The sequence below is a fragment of the Allorhizocola rhizosphaerae genome, from assembly GCF_003426775.1.
GTDB classification, from domain to species: Bacteria; Actinomycetota; Actinomycetes; order Mycobacteriales; family Micromonosporaceae; genus Allorhizocola; species Allorhizocola rhizosphaerae.
On sequence record NZ_QJUG01000008.1, the window covers coordinates 1 to 15,413 of the forward strand.

A 15,413-nucleotide genomic window follows, 5' to 3' on the forward strand; every position below is an offset into this window, starting at 1 on the left:
CGCGGGCGATTGCCCCGGCCGTCAGCGGCGGTGGGCGGCCAGGCCCGGCCGCCGGTTGGTGGGGAGTGCGGGTGGTGAGCCCGGCCGTCAGCGGCGGTGGGCGGCGAGGCCGGCCGCCGGTTGGTGGGGAGTGCGGGTGGTGAGCCCGGCCGTCAGCGGCGGTGCACGACGCCGTGGGGCTGGGCGCAGTGCTTCTCGGTGATCGGTGTGCTGTCGTGTTCGGAGCAGTGGTCGACCTGCAGTGTGGCGTGGTGGATGTGAAAGTCGTCGGCCAGCAGGCGTTCCAGCCCGACCCGCACCGCGTGGCAGTCGGCCTGCTCGTTGACCAGCACGTGCGCCGACAGGGCCGGCTGCCCGGAGGTGATCAGCCACAGGTGCAGGTCGTGCACCTCGACCACGGCGCGGTCGTCGAGCAGTCGCTGGCCCACCTCGTCCGGGTCCAGCCCCGCGGGTGCGGCCTCCAGCAGGATGCGGGTGGAGTCGCGCAGCAGCTGCCAGCCTGCCCGGAGCATGAGCACCACGACGATGAGCGTGGCGATGGCGTCGGCCCGGTTGAATCCGGTCAGTGCGACGGCGGCACCGGCGGCCACGGCCGCCAGTGAGGCGAACGCGTCCATGAGCACGTGCTGGTATGCGCCCTGCACGTTGAGGCTCGTGCGGTTGGCCTTGCCGATGGCCCATGCCGCGAGCGCGTTGATGCCCAGGCCCGCGAGGCCGGTGACAATCACGATCCAGCCGGTCACCTGTGGCGGGGCGATGAGCCGCTGCACCGCCTCGTAGGCCAGCCACGCCGCGAGCACCAGCAGGCTCACGCCGTTGAGTTGGGCCGACAGGATTTCGGCGCGCTTGAGCCCGTAGGTGTAGGAGCCCTTGGCAGGCTTGGCGGCAAGGCGCATGGCCACCAGTGCGAGCGCGATCGCGGCCGCGTCGGTGAGCATGTGTGCGGCATCGGAAATCAGCGCCAGCGACCGGGCCGCGATGCCCGCGCCCACCTCGACGGCCATGAATGCACCGATCGCGATGAGCGCCACGGCCAGCCAGCGTCGATCGGCGTGGTGGTCGATGCCGTGGTCGTGGTCATGCATCAGTGGTCCTCGTGGTGCGGGTCGACCGCCAGCACGACGCCCAGCAGGTCGCCCAGGGCGTGGGCCAGGCGCGGGTCGGCGAGCTCGTAGCGCGAGCGCCTGCCCTCGGGCACCGACACGACCAATCCGCACCCGCGAAGGCAGGCCAGATGATTGGAGAGGTTTTGCCGGGACACACTGAGCAGGTCGGCCAGCTCCGCGGGATAGGCGGGGCCCTCGCGCAGGGCAAGCAGGAGCCGTGCGCGCGTGGGATCGGACAGCGCGTGCCCGAACCGTGCCAGCACCTGCCCGTTCGTTGCGACCTGGAGCGTCTTCACCCGGCAAACAATACAGGTTTGACTGAATTCACCCAAATATGAACATGACAACGGTTCCCAGAATCACCGCACGGCTACGAGATCGAGGCACAGACGATCGCCGAGATCGCGAGGTTGGCGGCCGACGAGACCCAGACCGCCGGGTGCGACTCGGTGTCGACCAGCATCTCGCCGAGCCGCCCGGGGGTCAGCACATCGACGATCCAGAACGCGGCGGCCTTGAGCGCCAGGCCCAGCAGCCCGAACGCGACGGTCGAAATGAGCCCGACGGTCAGGTCGGAATAGGTGGTCAGGATGGACGTGAAGACGATCCCACCGGTACCGAGTAAAGAAGAGGAAAGATAGAGGGCCGCGTTGCGGTTGCGGTCCACCCAGATCTGCTGCCGCAGCGCTCCGGGCGTCAGGATGTCGACCAGAACGAAGCCAAGCAGCAGGAGCACCAGCCCGACCGCCGCGAAGATCGTGGCGTTGACCATGCCCGGGAGAATGTCGCTCATAAGGCGGGAACGTTACCGGAACCTGTCAAGTCAGAAGACTGCTTTCCGACCGCTCAAAATTTTTTCGGCCCGGCGTGAATATCCGCCGCCGATGTGGGGTAGCCCCCGTGGTCCCTTCCAGAAGCTCGAAAGGCATGCAGGCGTGTTTACCTCCTTGTTGATCCCGGCTGCTCAGCTTGACGACTCCCAACTGCGCCAGGAGCTCGTCACCACCCATCAGGTGGAAGCGGCCGTGCGAGATCATTGCCTGCCCGAGCAGCGAGCCGTGCTCCAGGCCCGCCTGGCCGACCTGGACGCGGAATATCTGCGCAGGTATCCAGACGCCAGGGCTAAATGGCCTTGGTAATGGGTAGCCGGGGGGCATGAGCAACCATCAGAGCCTGCGCGTGGCGCTGGTGGCACCGCCTTACTTCAGCGTGCCGCCAGCCGCCTACGGCGGGGTGGAGGCGGTCGTCGCCGATCTGGCCGATGCGCTCGTGGAGCGCGGTCACAGGGTCACGCTCATCGGGGCGGGGCAATGCCACACGCGAGCGCGGTACCTGCCGGTCTGGGAGAAAACCATTCCCGAAGGCCTGGGGCATCCGCTGCCCGAGGTGCTGCACGCGGCCGCGAGCCTGCGGGCCGTGCAGCAGCTCGCGTGCGCCGATGGGCTGGACGTCGTGCATGATCACACGTTGGCGGGCCCGCTCAACGCGCCCGCGTACGGCGCGCTGCGCCTGCCCACGGTCGTCACCATGCACGGGCCGGTCGACCCGGCGCGGCAGCGGCTCTTCGCCCTGCTCGGCCGGGACGTGCACCTGGTCGCGATCAGCGACCGGCAGCGCCACCTGGCGCCCGGCCTCAACTGGGTCGGCACCGTGCACAACGCGTTGCGCGTGCAGACCTGGCCGTTCCGCGCGTCCAAAGAGGACTATGCGCTGTTTCTCGGCCGGTTCGACCCGGACAAGGGCCCGCATCTCGCGCTGGACGCCGCGCACGAGGCCGGTTTGCCGCTCGTGCTGGCGGGCAAGTGCGCAGAGCCGCGCGAGCGGGCCTACTTCGAGCGCGAGATCCGGCCCCGGCTCGGCGCCCGCGACACCTACGTGGGTGAGGCCGACGCCGTGGCCAAGCGCGAACTCCTGGCCGGGGCGCGCTGCCTGCTGTTCCCCGTGCAATGGGAGGAACCGTTCGGCATGGTGATGATCGAGGCGATGGCGTGCGGGACGCCGGTCGTGGCGCTGCGTGCCGGGTCGGTGCCCGAGGTCGTGGTGGACGGCGTCACCGGATTCGTGCTCGACGATCCGTCCGAGCTTGTTCCGGCTTTGCAGCGGGTTGGCGAGATCAACCCGCACGCGTGCCGCTGGCACGTCGTGGAGAACTTCTCGGCCGAGCAGCTGGCCGTCGGTTACGAGGCCGCCTACGGAACAGCGATGAGTTTCGCGGGCCGGCATCGTCTAACCGAGCATGAATACGTACTTGCCAGGTTCTGACGGATACGAAGCACACCGCAAGCCGCTGCGCGCCGACCTTGACCCGCGCCCGGCGATGGTGGTCGAGGCGTTCAACGCACAGGATGTGCGCCGGGCCGTGCTGACGGCCCGGGGGGCGGGCCTGCCGTTCGCGGTGCAGTCGACCGGGCACGGCACCCACGTGGCGGCCGACGGCGCGCTGCTGTTGAAGACGTCGGCCATGGGGACCGTGCTGGTCGATCCGGTGCGGCGCGTGGCGCGGGTGGGTGCCGGTGCCCGGTGGGGTGCGGTGCTTGAGGCGGCTGCGCCGTTCGGGTTGGCCCCGCTTTCGGGGTCGTCCAAGGACGTGGGCGTGGTCGGGTATACCGTGGGTGGGGGCATGGGGTGGCTGGCCCGCAGGCACGGGTTTGCCGCCGACAGTGTGCTGCGGGCGGAGGTCGTGCTCGCCGACGGGCGCGTCGTCGTGGCCGGGCGTGACCAATACCCCGATCTGTTCTGGGCGCTGATGGGCGGCGGCGGCAACTACGGTGTCGTGACGGCCCTCGAATTCCAGCTCTTTGAAATTCCTTCTGTCGTTGCCGGTACCGTGTCCTTCTCGCGCGACAACGCCGCCGAAACCCTTGCGGCGTATAGCGACTGGGCTGCCGGCGTGCCTGACTCGATGAGCACTGCCGTCGTGCTGCGCGGCGACGAGCTGGTCATCAAGGCCATGTATACGGGCCCGGCCGCCTCAGCCAAGCGGCTGCTGCGTCCACTGTGGAGGGTGGCCGGTCGTCCGGTGGCGTCGGACATGCGCCAGATGCGTTACGCGGACGCGGCGATGGGCGGCACCGCGGCCCGCTACTTCGACTACTTCAAGGCGGTGCCCACGTCGCTGGCCGATATCACGGACGCGACCGTGGAGGTGCGGCACTGGGCGGGCGCCATGTCGGCTTCGCAGAGCGCGGTCGGGCATCGCACCATGCCGTTCTCCGTCATCGTGGACAACGCCGCATCCGCGTCGGCGGTGGGGCTCAGCGGTGAGGGCGGCGCGTTCCTGAACTTCCTCGGCGACCCGACGCAGACCCGCAGGGCCTACACCGCCGACAACTATCGCCGGCTCGTGGCGGCCAAGCGGTTCTACGACCCGGACAACTTCTTCGGCATGACCCACAACATCGATCCGCGCACTACCGCACAAGAAACGCGCGCAGCACGGTCTGTGTCGCGTGGCTTGCGTGCCGGCCGGAGGCCGCGGCTCGCAGCGACACCGCACCCGGTGGCAGCGTGACGGTCCGGCCCGTGACGACCGTCCAGGTACGACCGTCGTCAAAGGACAGTTCGAGCGAGTCCAGGCGACCCCCGTCCACGTTGATGTCAAGGCGGATCGGGACACCGGACGGGAGCGTGTTGCGCTCATCGACCGGTGCGCTGATGGCGATGTCCACAAGCGACTCCGGGTCGGTGAAGGTCCAGCTGGATTCGACCCGGCTCGAAATCGCGAGCAGGCCGGGGCGCGGTTGCACCACGCGGTCGAGCCGGAAGGTTGCCGGGCCCTTGGGCACCGTGACGCTGCCGAACGCCTCGGTGCCCTCGGCGATGCGGATTCCGTTGCGGTACAGGGCATATGCGCGATGGTCCAACGTGTGCCCCGACAGCGAGCCCGTGTTGGGCCCGTCCGCGAGGTCGTCCATGCCGAACTGCAGCTGCGTCGGAGTGCGGAAGACACCCACCCGGGTGCGCAGCGGCGCCGTGAGCCAGCTGTGGGTGCGGGTCAGCTCCGGCTGGCAGTAGGAGCCGACGCCCTCGCCCTCCGGCGTGGCCAGGTTGACGCACTGATGCCAGTGCCAGCTCCGGTCGGTGGTGACGTATTCGTGCCGGTGCGTGGGCGCGGGCGGTACCCCCTGAAAAATGGCGACACTGACCGGATTGATCTCGGTGTAGGCGAAGCGCCCGTCCGAAAAGTCCAGCCGCGGCCCGGCGGTGCGATAGGTGGTGGACACGGCGGTCAGGTCGCGCCGCCGCGCGGAATAGGCCGGCGAGTCGGGAAAGGACGGCCCGGCGAACAGCAGGTCGTATGTTGACGAGACGCCGTTGAGCCGCCACTTGGACGAAAGCTCCAGGCGCCCGTTGCGTGGGGCACGGGTGGGCGACACGAAAAGCTTGCCCTCGATGACATCCTGCGCGCTGGTGGCGTAGCCCAGCGCGAACTGGTCATCGTCGCGATCCGTTGCCGCCACGAACATCTGGACGTCCACCGGGGTAGTCTCCTCGCCCTCAACGGTCGCCGAGACGGGCTTGGCCGTGCGTGCGTCGAGCACCACCTCGGTGTCGGCGAACACCGCCGTCTCCGCGACGGTCACGATGGACACGGACGTGACCACCGGATCGTCGTCCGGGTCGGGGATGCCCTCCTCGACCGTCGGGACCGCCGCCGTGACGGCGTAAAACCCCGGCGGCACGCGAACCGTCGCGGCGCCGTCGACCAGCAGCACCGGGTCGGGCGGGCCCGCCGAGATCTCGCGCAGGTTGATGACCGTGGCCAGGGTCTCCACTTTGGACGACCCGAGCCGGTCGTTGGCACGGATGTGCAGCAGGTGTTTCGCCGGCTCCTTGAACCAGCCCACGGGCACGCGCAGTCCACCGGCCCGGACCGCGCCGCCGTTTTGCGTGACGTCCGCTGACACGACCGCTGTGGCGCTTGCCCCGGCAGGGATGGTCAGCCGGGCCGGGGCGGCCGTGACCGTTTCGGTGCGCAGATCGACAGTCACGGTGGTTTGACCGGTGTTGCGCAGCGTGAGCTCCTGCTGCCTTATGCCCGTAGGCGGGTAGGGCACGAACCCCAGGCCGATAGCGGGCCGCTGTGCGATGATCGTCTGGTCGATGACGCGGGCCAGGTCGAGCCGCCCGGCGCCCGTGTCGAAGACCGCGCCCACTTGGTCGGCCGTGCCCATGAGCGCGGATTTGAGCATCGCACCGGTCCACTGTGGACGGTGCTGCGCCAGCAGGGCCGCGCCGCCCGCCACGTGCGGTGCGGCCATGGACGTGCCGCTGAGGCGGGTGTAGTGCCTGCCCAACGGCCGGCCCAGCGCGGTGTCACGGGCTCGCGCGCCGACGATGTCCACACCCGGCGCGACGATGTCGGGCTTGATGGCGTAGTCACCCGTGCGCGGCCCACGGCTGGAGAAGTCGGCGAGCCGGTCTCGGCTGTCCACTGCGCCAACGGTAAGGGCCTCGTCGGCGGCGCCCGGTGCGCCGACGGTGCTCGCGCCCGGCCCGCGATTGCCCGCGCTCGCGATGAACAGCGTGCCCGCCTTGGACAGCTCGTTGACCGCGCGGCTGAGCGGGTCCTGCCCGGTGCTTGGCGTGTCTGAGCTCAGGCTCAGGTTGACCACCTGGGCACCGCGTGTCACCGCCCATTCGATGCCCTCGATGACGTCGGAGAGCGTGCCCGTGCCGTCGTCGCCCAAGACCTTGGCGGACAGCAGGGTCGCGCCCGGCGCCACGCCCCTGCGCCCGGCGGCGATCGAGGCGACGTGCGTGCCGTGGCCATACAGGTCCGCGACGGTCGGACTGTCGGTGAAGTTGGCCGACTCGGCGACCCGCCCGGCGAGGTCGGGATGGGTGGCGTCGATGCCGGTGTCGAGGACGGCGACGCGAACCCCTTGCCCGGTAAGCCCTCCGGGCCACGCTGCCGGGGCTTCGATCTGCTCGATGTTGCCCGGTGTCTGGTCTATGCGGTCGGCACGCACCGGCGCGTCAAGCCAGACATCCTCGTGGAGGAGCCTGTTAGACAGGGTCGCGCGGGCGCGGCCGTTGGTGATGACGGGCACCGCGCCGTCGCCGTAGCGGGCAAGCACGCTGATGTCGAACAGTTGCGGGTCGAGGCGCTTGCCGATCAGATGGGCCACATCGCTTGGCACGACCCGGATCGCGCCGCCGATGCGAGTCGTCTGGAACGACACGCCCGACCGCTTCGATTCGATCGCCACCCGGCCGGCGCGCAGCATCACCCGGTCGCCGGTGATGAGCGTGACCGTGGTCGATGGGCCGGCGGGGGAGGGGCGGTCCGCCGCGCTCGCCGAGGCCGGTGGGGTCAGGGTGATCAGCAGCAACACGGCAAGCAGGCGCTTCATCGCATCCACCTGGGGGATCGAAGTTCGTCAGCGGACTGCCATTCAGCATGGTGGCGGCGGCCGCGCTCGTCAACGCTGCTTGCGGCCTAGCTCGCATGCCAGATGCGGTTGGCGGTCAGCCCACCACGCGGGCGGCCCGGCCCATGGTTGGCAGGCTCCCCGCGTCTGGTACAACAGCGCGGGAGTCGCCTTCGTTCAGCCATGCTGAGTGTCTGGCCGGCTGCTCAGCAATAAGCCGGAGCGCTAGCCGCGTGCGTCAATGACGGCCCGCATCGCCGACGCGAAGGCGACGACGGCCGGGTGAGTGGCTCCGCCCTGGCGGTATGCGATCCGCGTCCGGCGCCGCACGGGCAGCGGCGTCAGCCGCACGCCCTTGGGCGGGTGCTCGGTGGCGAGCTCGGGCACGAGCGACACGCCCTGCCCGGCGGCGACCAGGGCGAGCACGGTGGCGAAGTCGTCGGCGTGGTGCCGGGCCCTCGGCACGAAGCCCGCCGAGCGGCACACGTGCAGCGTCATGGTGTGGCACAGCGTGCCGGGCGTGGCCAGAATCCAAAGGGCGTCACGGAAATCGCCGAGTGCGCCGGAGTCTTGCGCGGCCAGATAGACGGTCTCCTCCAGCAGCGGCACGGAGTCCAGGCGGGAGTCCGGCGGGTCGGGCGCGACGTCGTAATCCTGCAGCAGCCCCACGTCCAGCCGGCGCTCGCGCAGCGCGCCCGGCACGCCGACCGGGTCGAGCTCGGTCACCATCAGTTCCAGCCCCGGGTGATCGCGGCCGAGTGCGACCAGCGCCGCGGGCAGCAGCGTGCGCACAGCGGTCGGGAAGGCGCCGATGCGCAGCGGGCCGGACAGCGTGGCCATCGAGGCGAGCGCGGCCGACGTCTGCTCCAGCGCGGCGATCACGACCTCGGCGTGCTGCACGAGCATGCGCCCGGCCGCGGTCAGCCTGACTCGGCGGCCGGTGCGCTCCAGTAGGGGCATGCGCGCCTCGCGCTCCAATATGGACAGTTGCTGGGACACGGCCGACGGGGTGTAGTTGTGCGCCTGCGCCACGGCCGCGATGGTGCCGAGGCGGGACAGGTCGCACAGCAGGCGCAATCGATGCACGTCGAGCATTAGCTCAGCTTACGCTCGGGATGAGAAATGTGAACTGGACCTTACGGTCGTGCGGGCTGGACGCTGGAGGCATGTTGCATGTCCCTCTCATCACCCCTTTCGATGCCACGGGCGCCGTGGCCTACGACGCGCTTGAGGCGCTGGCAAACGAGGTCTTGGCGTCGGGCGCGGCGGGAATCGTGGCGCTGGGCACGACCGCCGAGCCGGGCTCGCTGAGCGACTCGGAGAAGCGGACCGTGGTTGACCTCATCGCGGGCGTGTGCGTGTCGCGGCGCGCACACCTGATCGTCGGCGCGGGCGTGGAGCATGCCGATGCCACTGCCGCTCTCGCCCTGGTGCCACCGTTTGTGCGTCCGGGCGAGGCGGGTGTCATCGCGTACTTCGATGCGCTCGCGGAGGCTAGCCCGGTACCGCTAATCATTTATCACGTCCCATATCGGACAGGGCAGCCGCTCTCGGCGGCCGCGATCCGCCGCCTGGCGGAAATCCCCGGCGTGGTGGGCATGAAGTACGCCCCCGGTGGGATCGACGCCGACACCATCGCGCTGCTGGCCGACCCGCCTTTCCAGATGCTCTGCGGAGACGACCTCTTCCTGGCGCCCATGCTCGCGCTCGGCGCGCATGGCGGCATCCTCGCGTCCGCGCACATTGCCACGGCCCAATTCGCCGAGCTCGTCAGCGCGCCGTCGCGGGAGCTTGGGCACCGGCTGGCGCGGCTGTCGAGTGCGCTGTTCGCCGAGCCCAATCCCACGGTCATCAAGGGCGTGCTGCACGCGCAGGGCCGCATCCCCACCCCCGACGTCCGGCTGCCCCTCCTGCCGGCCGCGAAAAGCAACTTGACCCTCCCGCTGCGGGAGTCTTTAGCGTCGAGCACATGAAAGTGAAGGTCCACGAAACCATCTCCGGCATGCGGCGGCTGATCGGCCTGCCGCTCGACCAGCGCCCGGCCGCGCTGCGCGACCTGCTCCAGCCGATGTACGCCCACGTTCCCGTCCCCGGCGACCCGGTCGACCTGCACCATGGGGGTGGCGGATTCCGCGTGGACCAGGACGACGCACGATACGGGCCCGCGCTGGATCGCCTGTCCGGCATCGAGGAGCGCATCGAGTCGGCCCTGCACCGCGCGGCCGACGCCCTGGCTCACGTCAAGCTGCCGGAACAGGTCCAGGTCCTGCTCGTCCTCGGAAACCCGGACGACAGCCACCTCATGACCACAGCCGGTGGCTACTACGGCATGGGCAGCGTGCCCGGCTGGATCTATCTGCTGGCGTGGCCAAGCGACGAGGTCGTCAACCGCATCGAGCACTGCGCGGTGCACGAGTTCCACCACCAGGCGCGCTACAGCAACGTGACGTGGGATCCCGTGCACGTCACGGTCGGCGAGCACGTGGTGGCCGAGGGCCTGGCGGAGGCGTTTGTGCGTGAGCTGTCCGGGCCGCAGGCGATGGGCCCGTGGTCGGGCATGGTCACGGGCGAGGCATTCGACCGGGCCTATGAAATCACCACGCGCGACATCTGGCTGGAAGGCATGCAGCACACACTGTCCTATGTGCTCGGTGACACGTCCGCGCGCAAGTTCGGGCGGGACCCACGCGGGATCCCGGACATGGCGGGCTACGCCGTGGGCCTGCACCTCGTCGACGCCCACCTGGCCGCTTCGGGCCTCACCGCCGCAGCCAGCACAGCCCTACCCAGCAAGGAAATCCTCGCCGCCACCCTGTCCCGTTGATCATGAACTTACGTCCATGTTCGGCGCGGCGTGTGGTTGCGTTAACTTCATGATCAGCCTGGGCTCCGCCACCACGGTGGCGGAGCCCAGGCTGACGTGATCGGGTCAGGCGTCCCGTCTGACCAGCAGTGCCCCGCCGGCCAGCAGGCAGCCTACCGACCAGACGGCGAGCACGCCGAGTCCTTTCCACGGTGCGATGGGCAGTTCGGTCAGGTGTTTGGTGGCCTGGATGGTCAGGCCGGCCGTCATGGGCCCGAGCTTTGTCAGGTACCGCTGCCACTTCTCGTCCGAAACCGCCTGGGCCATGATGGGAAACAGATACAGCAGGCCGAGCACGGCACCAATCGCCGCGGCCGAGTGGCGCACCGCGGTGGCCACGCCCAGGGCGAGCAGCGCGACGAGCGTGAGATAGAGCACCGAGCCGACCGCAGCGCGGACCGCCCCACCGTCGTCCATGGACAGTGCCGGCAAACCGTTGCGGCGCAAGAGGGGGCGGGTCGCGAGCAGGCTGCCCGCGACGGCGGCGGCCGAGGCCGCCACGATGACCGCGCTCACCACGACGGCTTTGGCGACGAGCACGACGCCGCGCCGGGGCACTGCGGTGAGCGTGATCCGGTGCATCCCCGTGCCGTACTCCCCGCCGATCACCAGCACGGCCAGGATCGCCGCGACGGCCTGGCCCAGTTGCACGCCGGTCAGGGCGAGCCTGGCCGGGTCCACGTCGCATCCGCCCCAGCGGCACGTGGTGCCGGCGACCGCGGCCGCACTGACCGCGACGGTCGCCACGACCACCGCGAGCAGCAGCCAGATCGTGCCGGGCGAGGTGCGCAGCTTCGTCCACTCCGACCGCAGCGCCCCAATCATGCGTCCCTCCGGCGCAAGAAGCAGGCGGCTGCAACGAGGGCTGCCACGGCCCACCCGGCGAGCACGGCGCCCCCGGCCAAGGGCGACAACGGGAAGTATCCGTCGACCGGGAGGTAAAGGTTGGCGACCTGTTCGTACTCAACAAGGCTCTGCTGCATCGAAAACGCCGCCGCAGGGGCGATCCGCAGCAGCCACTGGCCGGCCGTCGGCGGAAGCACGCTCATCACCAGCAGGTAGGGCAGCGCGGTGGTGACGATCGCCACGGTGACGGCGGTCGTGCCGCGCCGCAGCAGCGCACCGAGCCCGACCGCCAGCATCGCGGTCACGCCGAGCAAAACCCCGGTGCCCACGATGACCCGCAGCTCGGTCGCGGTCGACGCGAGATGCACATAGGCCCCGTTGTCCCGCAATACCTTCTGGCCCAGCGTGATGACCACCGCGGCGGCGAGGACACCGACCACAAACGACACCGCCCCGACCACCGCCGCCTTCGCGACCAACACGCGGCCCCGGCGCGGGCTCGCGGCAAGCGTCGTGCGCATCATGCCGCGGCGGTACTCGGCGGTGACGAACATCGTCGAGATCACCACTACCATGATCAGCCCGGCGAACGTGCCCAGCAATGTGTCGGAGATGCTGGCGCCGATGCCGGCCGGACCGCCGACCGCGGGGGCGATGTCGCCGGTGCCGGTGATGGTGAACACGCCCTCGCCGGTCTCCTCGAACCCGCCCAGCTCATCGGCGTACTTGTTGGCGGGGCCGCCGATCCTGGTGCCGGTCAACGATCCCACCGGCGTCACGTGGTCGAAGACCGCCGTGGCCATGGTCGGCCCGCCGTAGGAGCCGAACGACCCGAGCGACTCATTGGCCCCCTCGGCATGCTGCGGGGAGGTGACGAACAGGCCGATCTGCACGGTCTGGGGCAGCCCGGCGAGAGTGACGGTGCCGACGGTGGTCCAGGTGGTGCCGTCGGCCGACTCCTCAGCCGTGATTTTTTCTTTGGTACGGGTCAGCCTTAGCCAGCGCGCCGACCCCGGCGGGCCGGGCTTGCCGGCCTTGTCGTGCACGAAGTTGTGTTGCAGCCGCACGCCGTGTGCGCCGGTGAGCATGACAGCGGCGTAGGCCGATCCCTGCGTGGTGCCGTCCTTGATGAGCAGGCCCGCCTTCGCCCACGGCGCCACGCCCTCGCGCATCTTGTCGTCGTTGGGGCCGGGCGGCAGCATGCCGGTCATCGAGGCCACGCGCGCCGTGATGCTGCCGTCGCCGCTCAGCGGCCGGTGGACAAACATGAAGCCGTCGCTCACCTCCTGCCCCTCCGGCCCGACCGGCAGCACGCACTCCGAGCCCGAGCCGGGCTGGCCGCACGAGCCCTGGATCCCCGGCAGCAGCCCGAACGCCACGATCAGGACACCGCCGATCGCCATGCCGATCACCCAGCCGGGTACGGTGCGAAACTTCGTCCACTCCGCCTGAATAAGCGCCCTCATCGCGATACCGCCTTGAACTCCACGGCGTCGCGGGTCAGCTCAAGATAGGCCTCTTCGAGCGTGGCCCGGTGCGCGGACACCTCCGAAAACCCGATCCCGTTCGCGTTCATCAGCGCCACCACCGCATCGGTGGCCAGCCCGGAGACGCTCAGCACGCCAACGCCGGCCGCCGCCACGGTCCCGCCCGCGTCGGCCAGAACCGTTGCTGCCCTTGCCGAATCGGTGCGCAACGTGACCCGCCCGTTGGCCGTGGCGGCCAGCAGTTGCACGACGCTCGCGTCGGCGATGACCCGGCCGCGCCCGACCACCACGACATGGTCGGCGGTATCCTGCAGTTCGCTCATCAGATGGCTGGAAACCAGGACCGCACGCCCTTGGGCGGCAAGGGTTTTGAGGAAGCCACGCATCCAGATGATGCCTTCGGGATCCATGCCGTTGAACGGCTCGTCCAGCACGAGCACCGGCGGGTCGCCCAGCAGCGCGGCCGCGAGGCCGAGCCGTTGGCGCATGCCGAGGGAGAATCCGCCGGCCCGGCGCCGGGCCACGGTCGTCAGGCCCGCGCCCTCGAGCACCTCGTCGACCCGGCGGGCGGTCAGGCCCTGCGAGTGGGCCAGCCACAACAGGTGGTTGCGTGCGGTCCGGCTGGGCTGCAACGCACCCGCGTCCAGCAGGGAACCGACGTGGCACAGCGGGCGGCGCAGGGCGCGGTACGGCTGGCCGCCGATGAGCGCGGTCCCCGAGTCGGGTGCGTCCAGGCCGAGGATCACCCGCATGGTGGTGGTCTTGCCCGCGCCGTTGGGGCCGACGAACCCCGTGACTCGGCCGGGCTGGACGGTGAAGGACATGCCGTCGAGCGCGACGGTGCGCCCGAAGCGCTTGCGCAATCCGTCGACGGCGATGATCGTCTTGTTCATGTTTTCGTTTGTACGCGGCGGGCGGTGTCAGCACGGTGTCGCCGGATGACACCTCGCTGACACCTTTCACCTGGCATCTTTGGTGGGTGCGTGTGCTTGTCGTGGAGGACTTCGAGATCCTGGCCCGGACCATCGCCACCGGTCTGCGCCGTGAAGGCATGGCGGTGGATGTGGTGCTCGACGGCGACGGCGCGCTCGAGCGCGTGACGACCACCCGATATGACGTGGTGGTGCTGGATCGCGACATTCCGGGCGTTCACGGCGATGAGGTGTGCCGGCGGATAGCCTTCGACCACGGCGGGCACAGCCGGGTGCTGATGCTCACGGCGGCCGGCACGGTGCGGCAGCGGATCGACGGCCTGGGTCTTGGCGCCGACGATTACCTGCCCAAGCCGTTCGACTTCGATGAGCTGGTCGCCCGCATCCGCGCGCTCGGCAGGCGCAGCACGGCGGCGTTGCCGCCGATTCTGCAGCGCGCAGACCTGACGCTGGATCCCACCCGCCGCGTCGCGACCCGGGCCGGGCTCCGGCTTGACTTGAGCCCCAAGGAGTTCGCCGTCCTGGAGTGCCTGCTGGCCGCGGACGGGCGGCTGGTGTCCACCGAGGAGTTGCTGGAACGGGTGTGGGACGAGGCGGCAGACCCGTTCACCACGGCGGTCAAGACCACCGTCAAGCGCTTGCGCGCCAAACTCGGCGAACCTCCGATCATCCATACCGTGCGCGAGGCCGGTTACCGGATCGGAGAGCCGTGATGCCGCGGCTCGCGCTGCGTTCCCAACTGACCCTGCTCTATGCGGTCCCCTTCCTCCTGTCCGGGGTGGCGCTGGTCGCCGTCCCGATCCTGCAGACCAGCGAGTCGGCGCCCGCCGGGCCACTGGACGGCTCCTGGTCGCCCCCTCCCGGCGGCACACACGTCGAGGAGTCCACCACCGACCTGGCCCCGGTGCTGACCGCCACCGCCGTGGGCCTGGCCGTCATGGTGGTGGTGGCGGTCGTGCTCGGCTGGCTCATCGCCGGGAGGTTCCTGCGCCCACTGCGCACCATCACCGCCACCGCACGCGACATCTCCGCCAACAACCTGCACCGGCGGCTGGGCCGCACCGGGCACAACGACGAGTTCACGGTGCTCGCGGCGACCCTGGACGACCTTTTCGAGCGGCTCGAAGCCTCCTTCGAGTCGCAACGGCACTTCGTCGCCAACGCCTCGCACGAATTGCGCACCCCGCTGACCGCCGAGCGCACCCTCCTTCAGGTGGCGTTGGCCGACCCGGACGGCAACGCCGACACGCTACGCGCGGTGTGCCGCGAGGTGCTGGCGCTCGGTGAGTCGCAGGAACGGCTCATCAACGCCCTGCTCACCCTGGCGAGCAGCGAGCAGGGCGTCGAGCGGCGCGAGCCGTTCGACCTGGCCGCCATTGCCGGCGCCGTCGTGAATGGACGGTTGAACGAGGCGCGGCGGCGCGGCGTCCGGGTCCATACCGATCTGGCGCCCGCGCACACGGCCGGTGACCACAGCCTCGTGGAGAGTTTGGTGGCCAATCTCGTGGACAACGCCTTGCGGCACAACGTGCCCGGGGGAAGCGTCGAGGTGAGCACGTTTGGTGGCCTCGGACAGGCTCGCCTGCGGGTGCGCAACACCGGCCCGGTGGTACCGGCCGGTGCCCTCGCGCAACTCTTCCAGCCCTTCCAACGTCTTGGCGCCCAACGCCTGCGGCACACCGACGGGCACGGCCTGGGCCTGGCCATCGTGCGTGCCATCGCCAACGCGCACGGCGCGACGCTGACCCCGCGGGCCCGCCCCGATGGCGGGCTCGACATCGAGGTCTGCTTCTTCCGCTAGGGAG

General features: G+C 70.1%; 15 protein-coding genes. 7 read left to right on the forward strand and 8 right to left on the reverse strand.

Annotated features, from left to right (window positions below; translation table 11 throughout):
* Positions 1-152: 152 nt before the first annotated feature.
* From DM816_RS02740 to DM816_RS02750, 3 genes are all read right to left on the reverse strand, one after another.
* A complete protein-coding gene (locus DM816_RS02740) occupies positions 153-1,085 on the reverse strand; it encodes a cation diffusion facilitator family transporter (protein WP_117208448.1) in 933 nt (310 codons plus the stop codon).
* Positions 1,085-1,402, reverse strand: coding sequence for an ArsR/SmtB family transcription factor (locus DM816_RS02745; protein ID WP_117208449.1), 318 nt, complete (start codon positions 1,400-1,402; stop codon positions 1,085-1,087). Before DM816_RS02745 ends, DM816_RS02740 begins: the two co-directional genes overlap by 1 nt.
* A 74-nt stretch (positions 1,403-1,476) precedes the next feature.
* Complete coding sequence (locus DM816_RS02750) at positions 1,477-1,899, reverse strand: DUF350 domain-containing protein (RefSeq protein ID WP_117208450.1); 423 nt, start codon at positions 1,897-1,899, stop codon at positions 1,477-1,479.
* 142 nt (positions 1,900-2,041) lie between these two features.
* Between DM816_RS02750 and DM816_RS02755 the strand changes: the two genes are divergently transcribed.
* From DM816_RS02755 to DM816_RS02765, 3 genes are read left to right on the forward strand one after another with little or no spacing between them, the layout of a single operon-like run.
* The gene (locus tag DM816_RS02755) at positions 2,042-2,245 is read left to right on the forward strand and encodes a DUF6158 family protein (RefSeq protein ID WP_162907035.1); all 204 of its coding nucleotides are present in this window, start codon (positions 2,042-2,044) and stop codon (positions 2,243-2,245) included.
* Between the two features lie 16 nt (positions 2,246-2,261).
* Entirely contained in the window at positions 2,262-3,368 is a 1,107-nt protein-coding gene (locus tag DM816_RS02760; protein ID WP_117208452.1) for a glycosyltransferase family 4 protein, read from the forward strand.
* Entirely contained in the window at positions 3,343-4,617 is a 1,275-nt protein-coding gene (locus DM816_RS02765; protein WP_117208453.1) for an FAD-binding oxidoreductase, read from the forward strand. The genes DM816_RS02760 and DM816_RS02765 overlap by 26 nt, the downstream gene beginning before the upstream one ends.
* Here the strand turns inward: DM816_RS02765 and DM816_RS02770 are convergent.
* Both DM816_RS02770 and DM816_RS02775 read right to left on the reverse strand, forming a co-directional pair.
* A complete protein-coding gene (locus tag DM816_RS02770) occupies positions 4,517-7,462 on the reverse strand; it encodes a S8 family peptidase (RefSeq protein WP_117208454.1) in 2,946 nt (981 codons plus the stop codon). The genes DM816_RS02765 and DM816_RS02770 overlap by 101 nt on opposite strands.
* Positions 7,463-7,705: 243 nt before the next feature.
* The gene (locus DM816_RS02775) at positions 7,706-8,575 is read right to left on the reverse strand and encodes a LysR family transcriptional regulator (RefSeq protein ID WP_117208455.1); all 870 of its coding nucleotides are present in this window, start codon (positions 8,573-8,575) and stop codon (positions 7,706-7,708) included.
* Between the two features lie 71 nt (positions 8,576-8,646).
* On the opposite strand from DM816_RS02775, the gene DM816_RS02780 reads away from it, so the two are divergent.
* Both DM816_RS02780 and DM816_RS02785 read left to right on the forward strand, forming a co-directional pair.
* Positions 8,647-9,453, forward strand: a complete 807-nt coding sequence (locus tag DM816_RS02780) for a dihydrodipicolinate synthase family protein (RefSeq protein WP_425455206.1) — start codon at positions 8,647-8,649, stop codon at positions 9,451-9,453.
* Positions 9,450-10,304 carry a DUF2268 domain-containing putative Zn-dependent protease gene (locus tag DM816_RS02785; RefSeq protein ID WP_117208456.1) on the forward strand — a complete coding sequence of 285 codons (855 nt, stop codon included), beginning with the start codon at positions 9,450-9,452 and terminating at the stop codon, positions 10,302-10,304. Before DM816_RS02780 ends, DM816_RS02785 begins: the two co-directional genes overlap by 4 nt.
* Positions 10,305-10,409: 105 nt before the next feature.
* On the opposite strand, the gene DM816_RS02790 is transcribed toward DM816_RS02785, so the two are convergent.
* The 3 genes from DM816_RS02790 to DM816_RS02800 are packed head-to-tail and all read right to left on the reverse strand — an operon-like array spanning position 10,410 to position 13,557.
* Positions 10,410-11,168, reverse strand: a complete 759-nt coding sequence (locus DM816_RS02790) for an ABC transporter permease (protein ID WP_117208457.1) — start codon at positions 11,166-11,168, stop codon at positions 10,410-10,412.
* A complete protein-coding gene (locus tag DM816_RS02795; protein ID WP_117208458.1) occupies positions 11,165-12,655 on the reverse strand; it encodes an ABC transporter permease subunit in 1,491 nt (496 codons plus the stop codon). The genes DM816_RS02790 and DM816_RS02795 overlap by 4 nt, the downstream gene beginning before the upstream one ends.
* The gene (locus tag DM816_RS02800) at positions 12,652-13,557 is read right to left on the reverse strand and encodes an ABC transporter ATP-binding protein (protein WP_425455209.1); all 906 of its coding nucleotides are present in this window, start codon (positions 13,555-13,557) and stop codon (positions 12,652-12,654) included. The genes DM816_RS02795 and DM816_RS02800 overlap by 4 nt, the downstream gene beginning before the upstream one ends.
* Before the next feature lie 98 nt (positions 13,558-13,655).
* Here DM816_RS02800 and DM816_RS02805 point away from each other — a divergent pair, with 98 nt between their 5' ends.
* Positions 13,656-14,321, forward strand: coding sequence for a response regulator transcription factor (locus DM816_RS02805; protein WP_117208501.1), 666 nt, complete (start codon positions 13,656-13,658; stop codon positions 14,319-14,321).
* A complete protein-coding gene (locus DM816_RS02810) occupies positions 14,321-15,409 on the forward strand; it encodes a sensor histidine kinase (RefSeq protein ID WP_117208460.1) in 1,089 nt (362 codons plus the stop codon). The genes DM816_RS02805 and DM816_RS02810 overlap by 1 nt, the downstream gene beginning before the upstream one ends.
* Positions 15,410-15,413 lie beyond the last annotated feature (4 nt).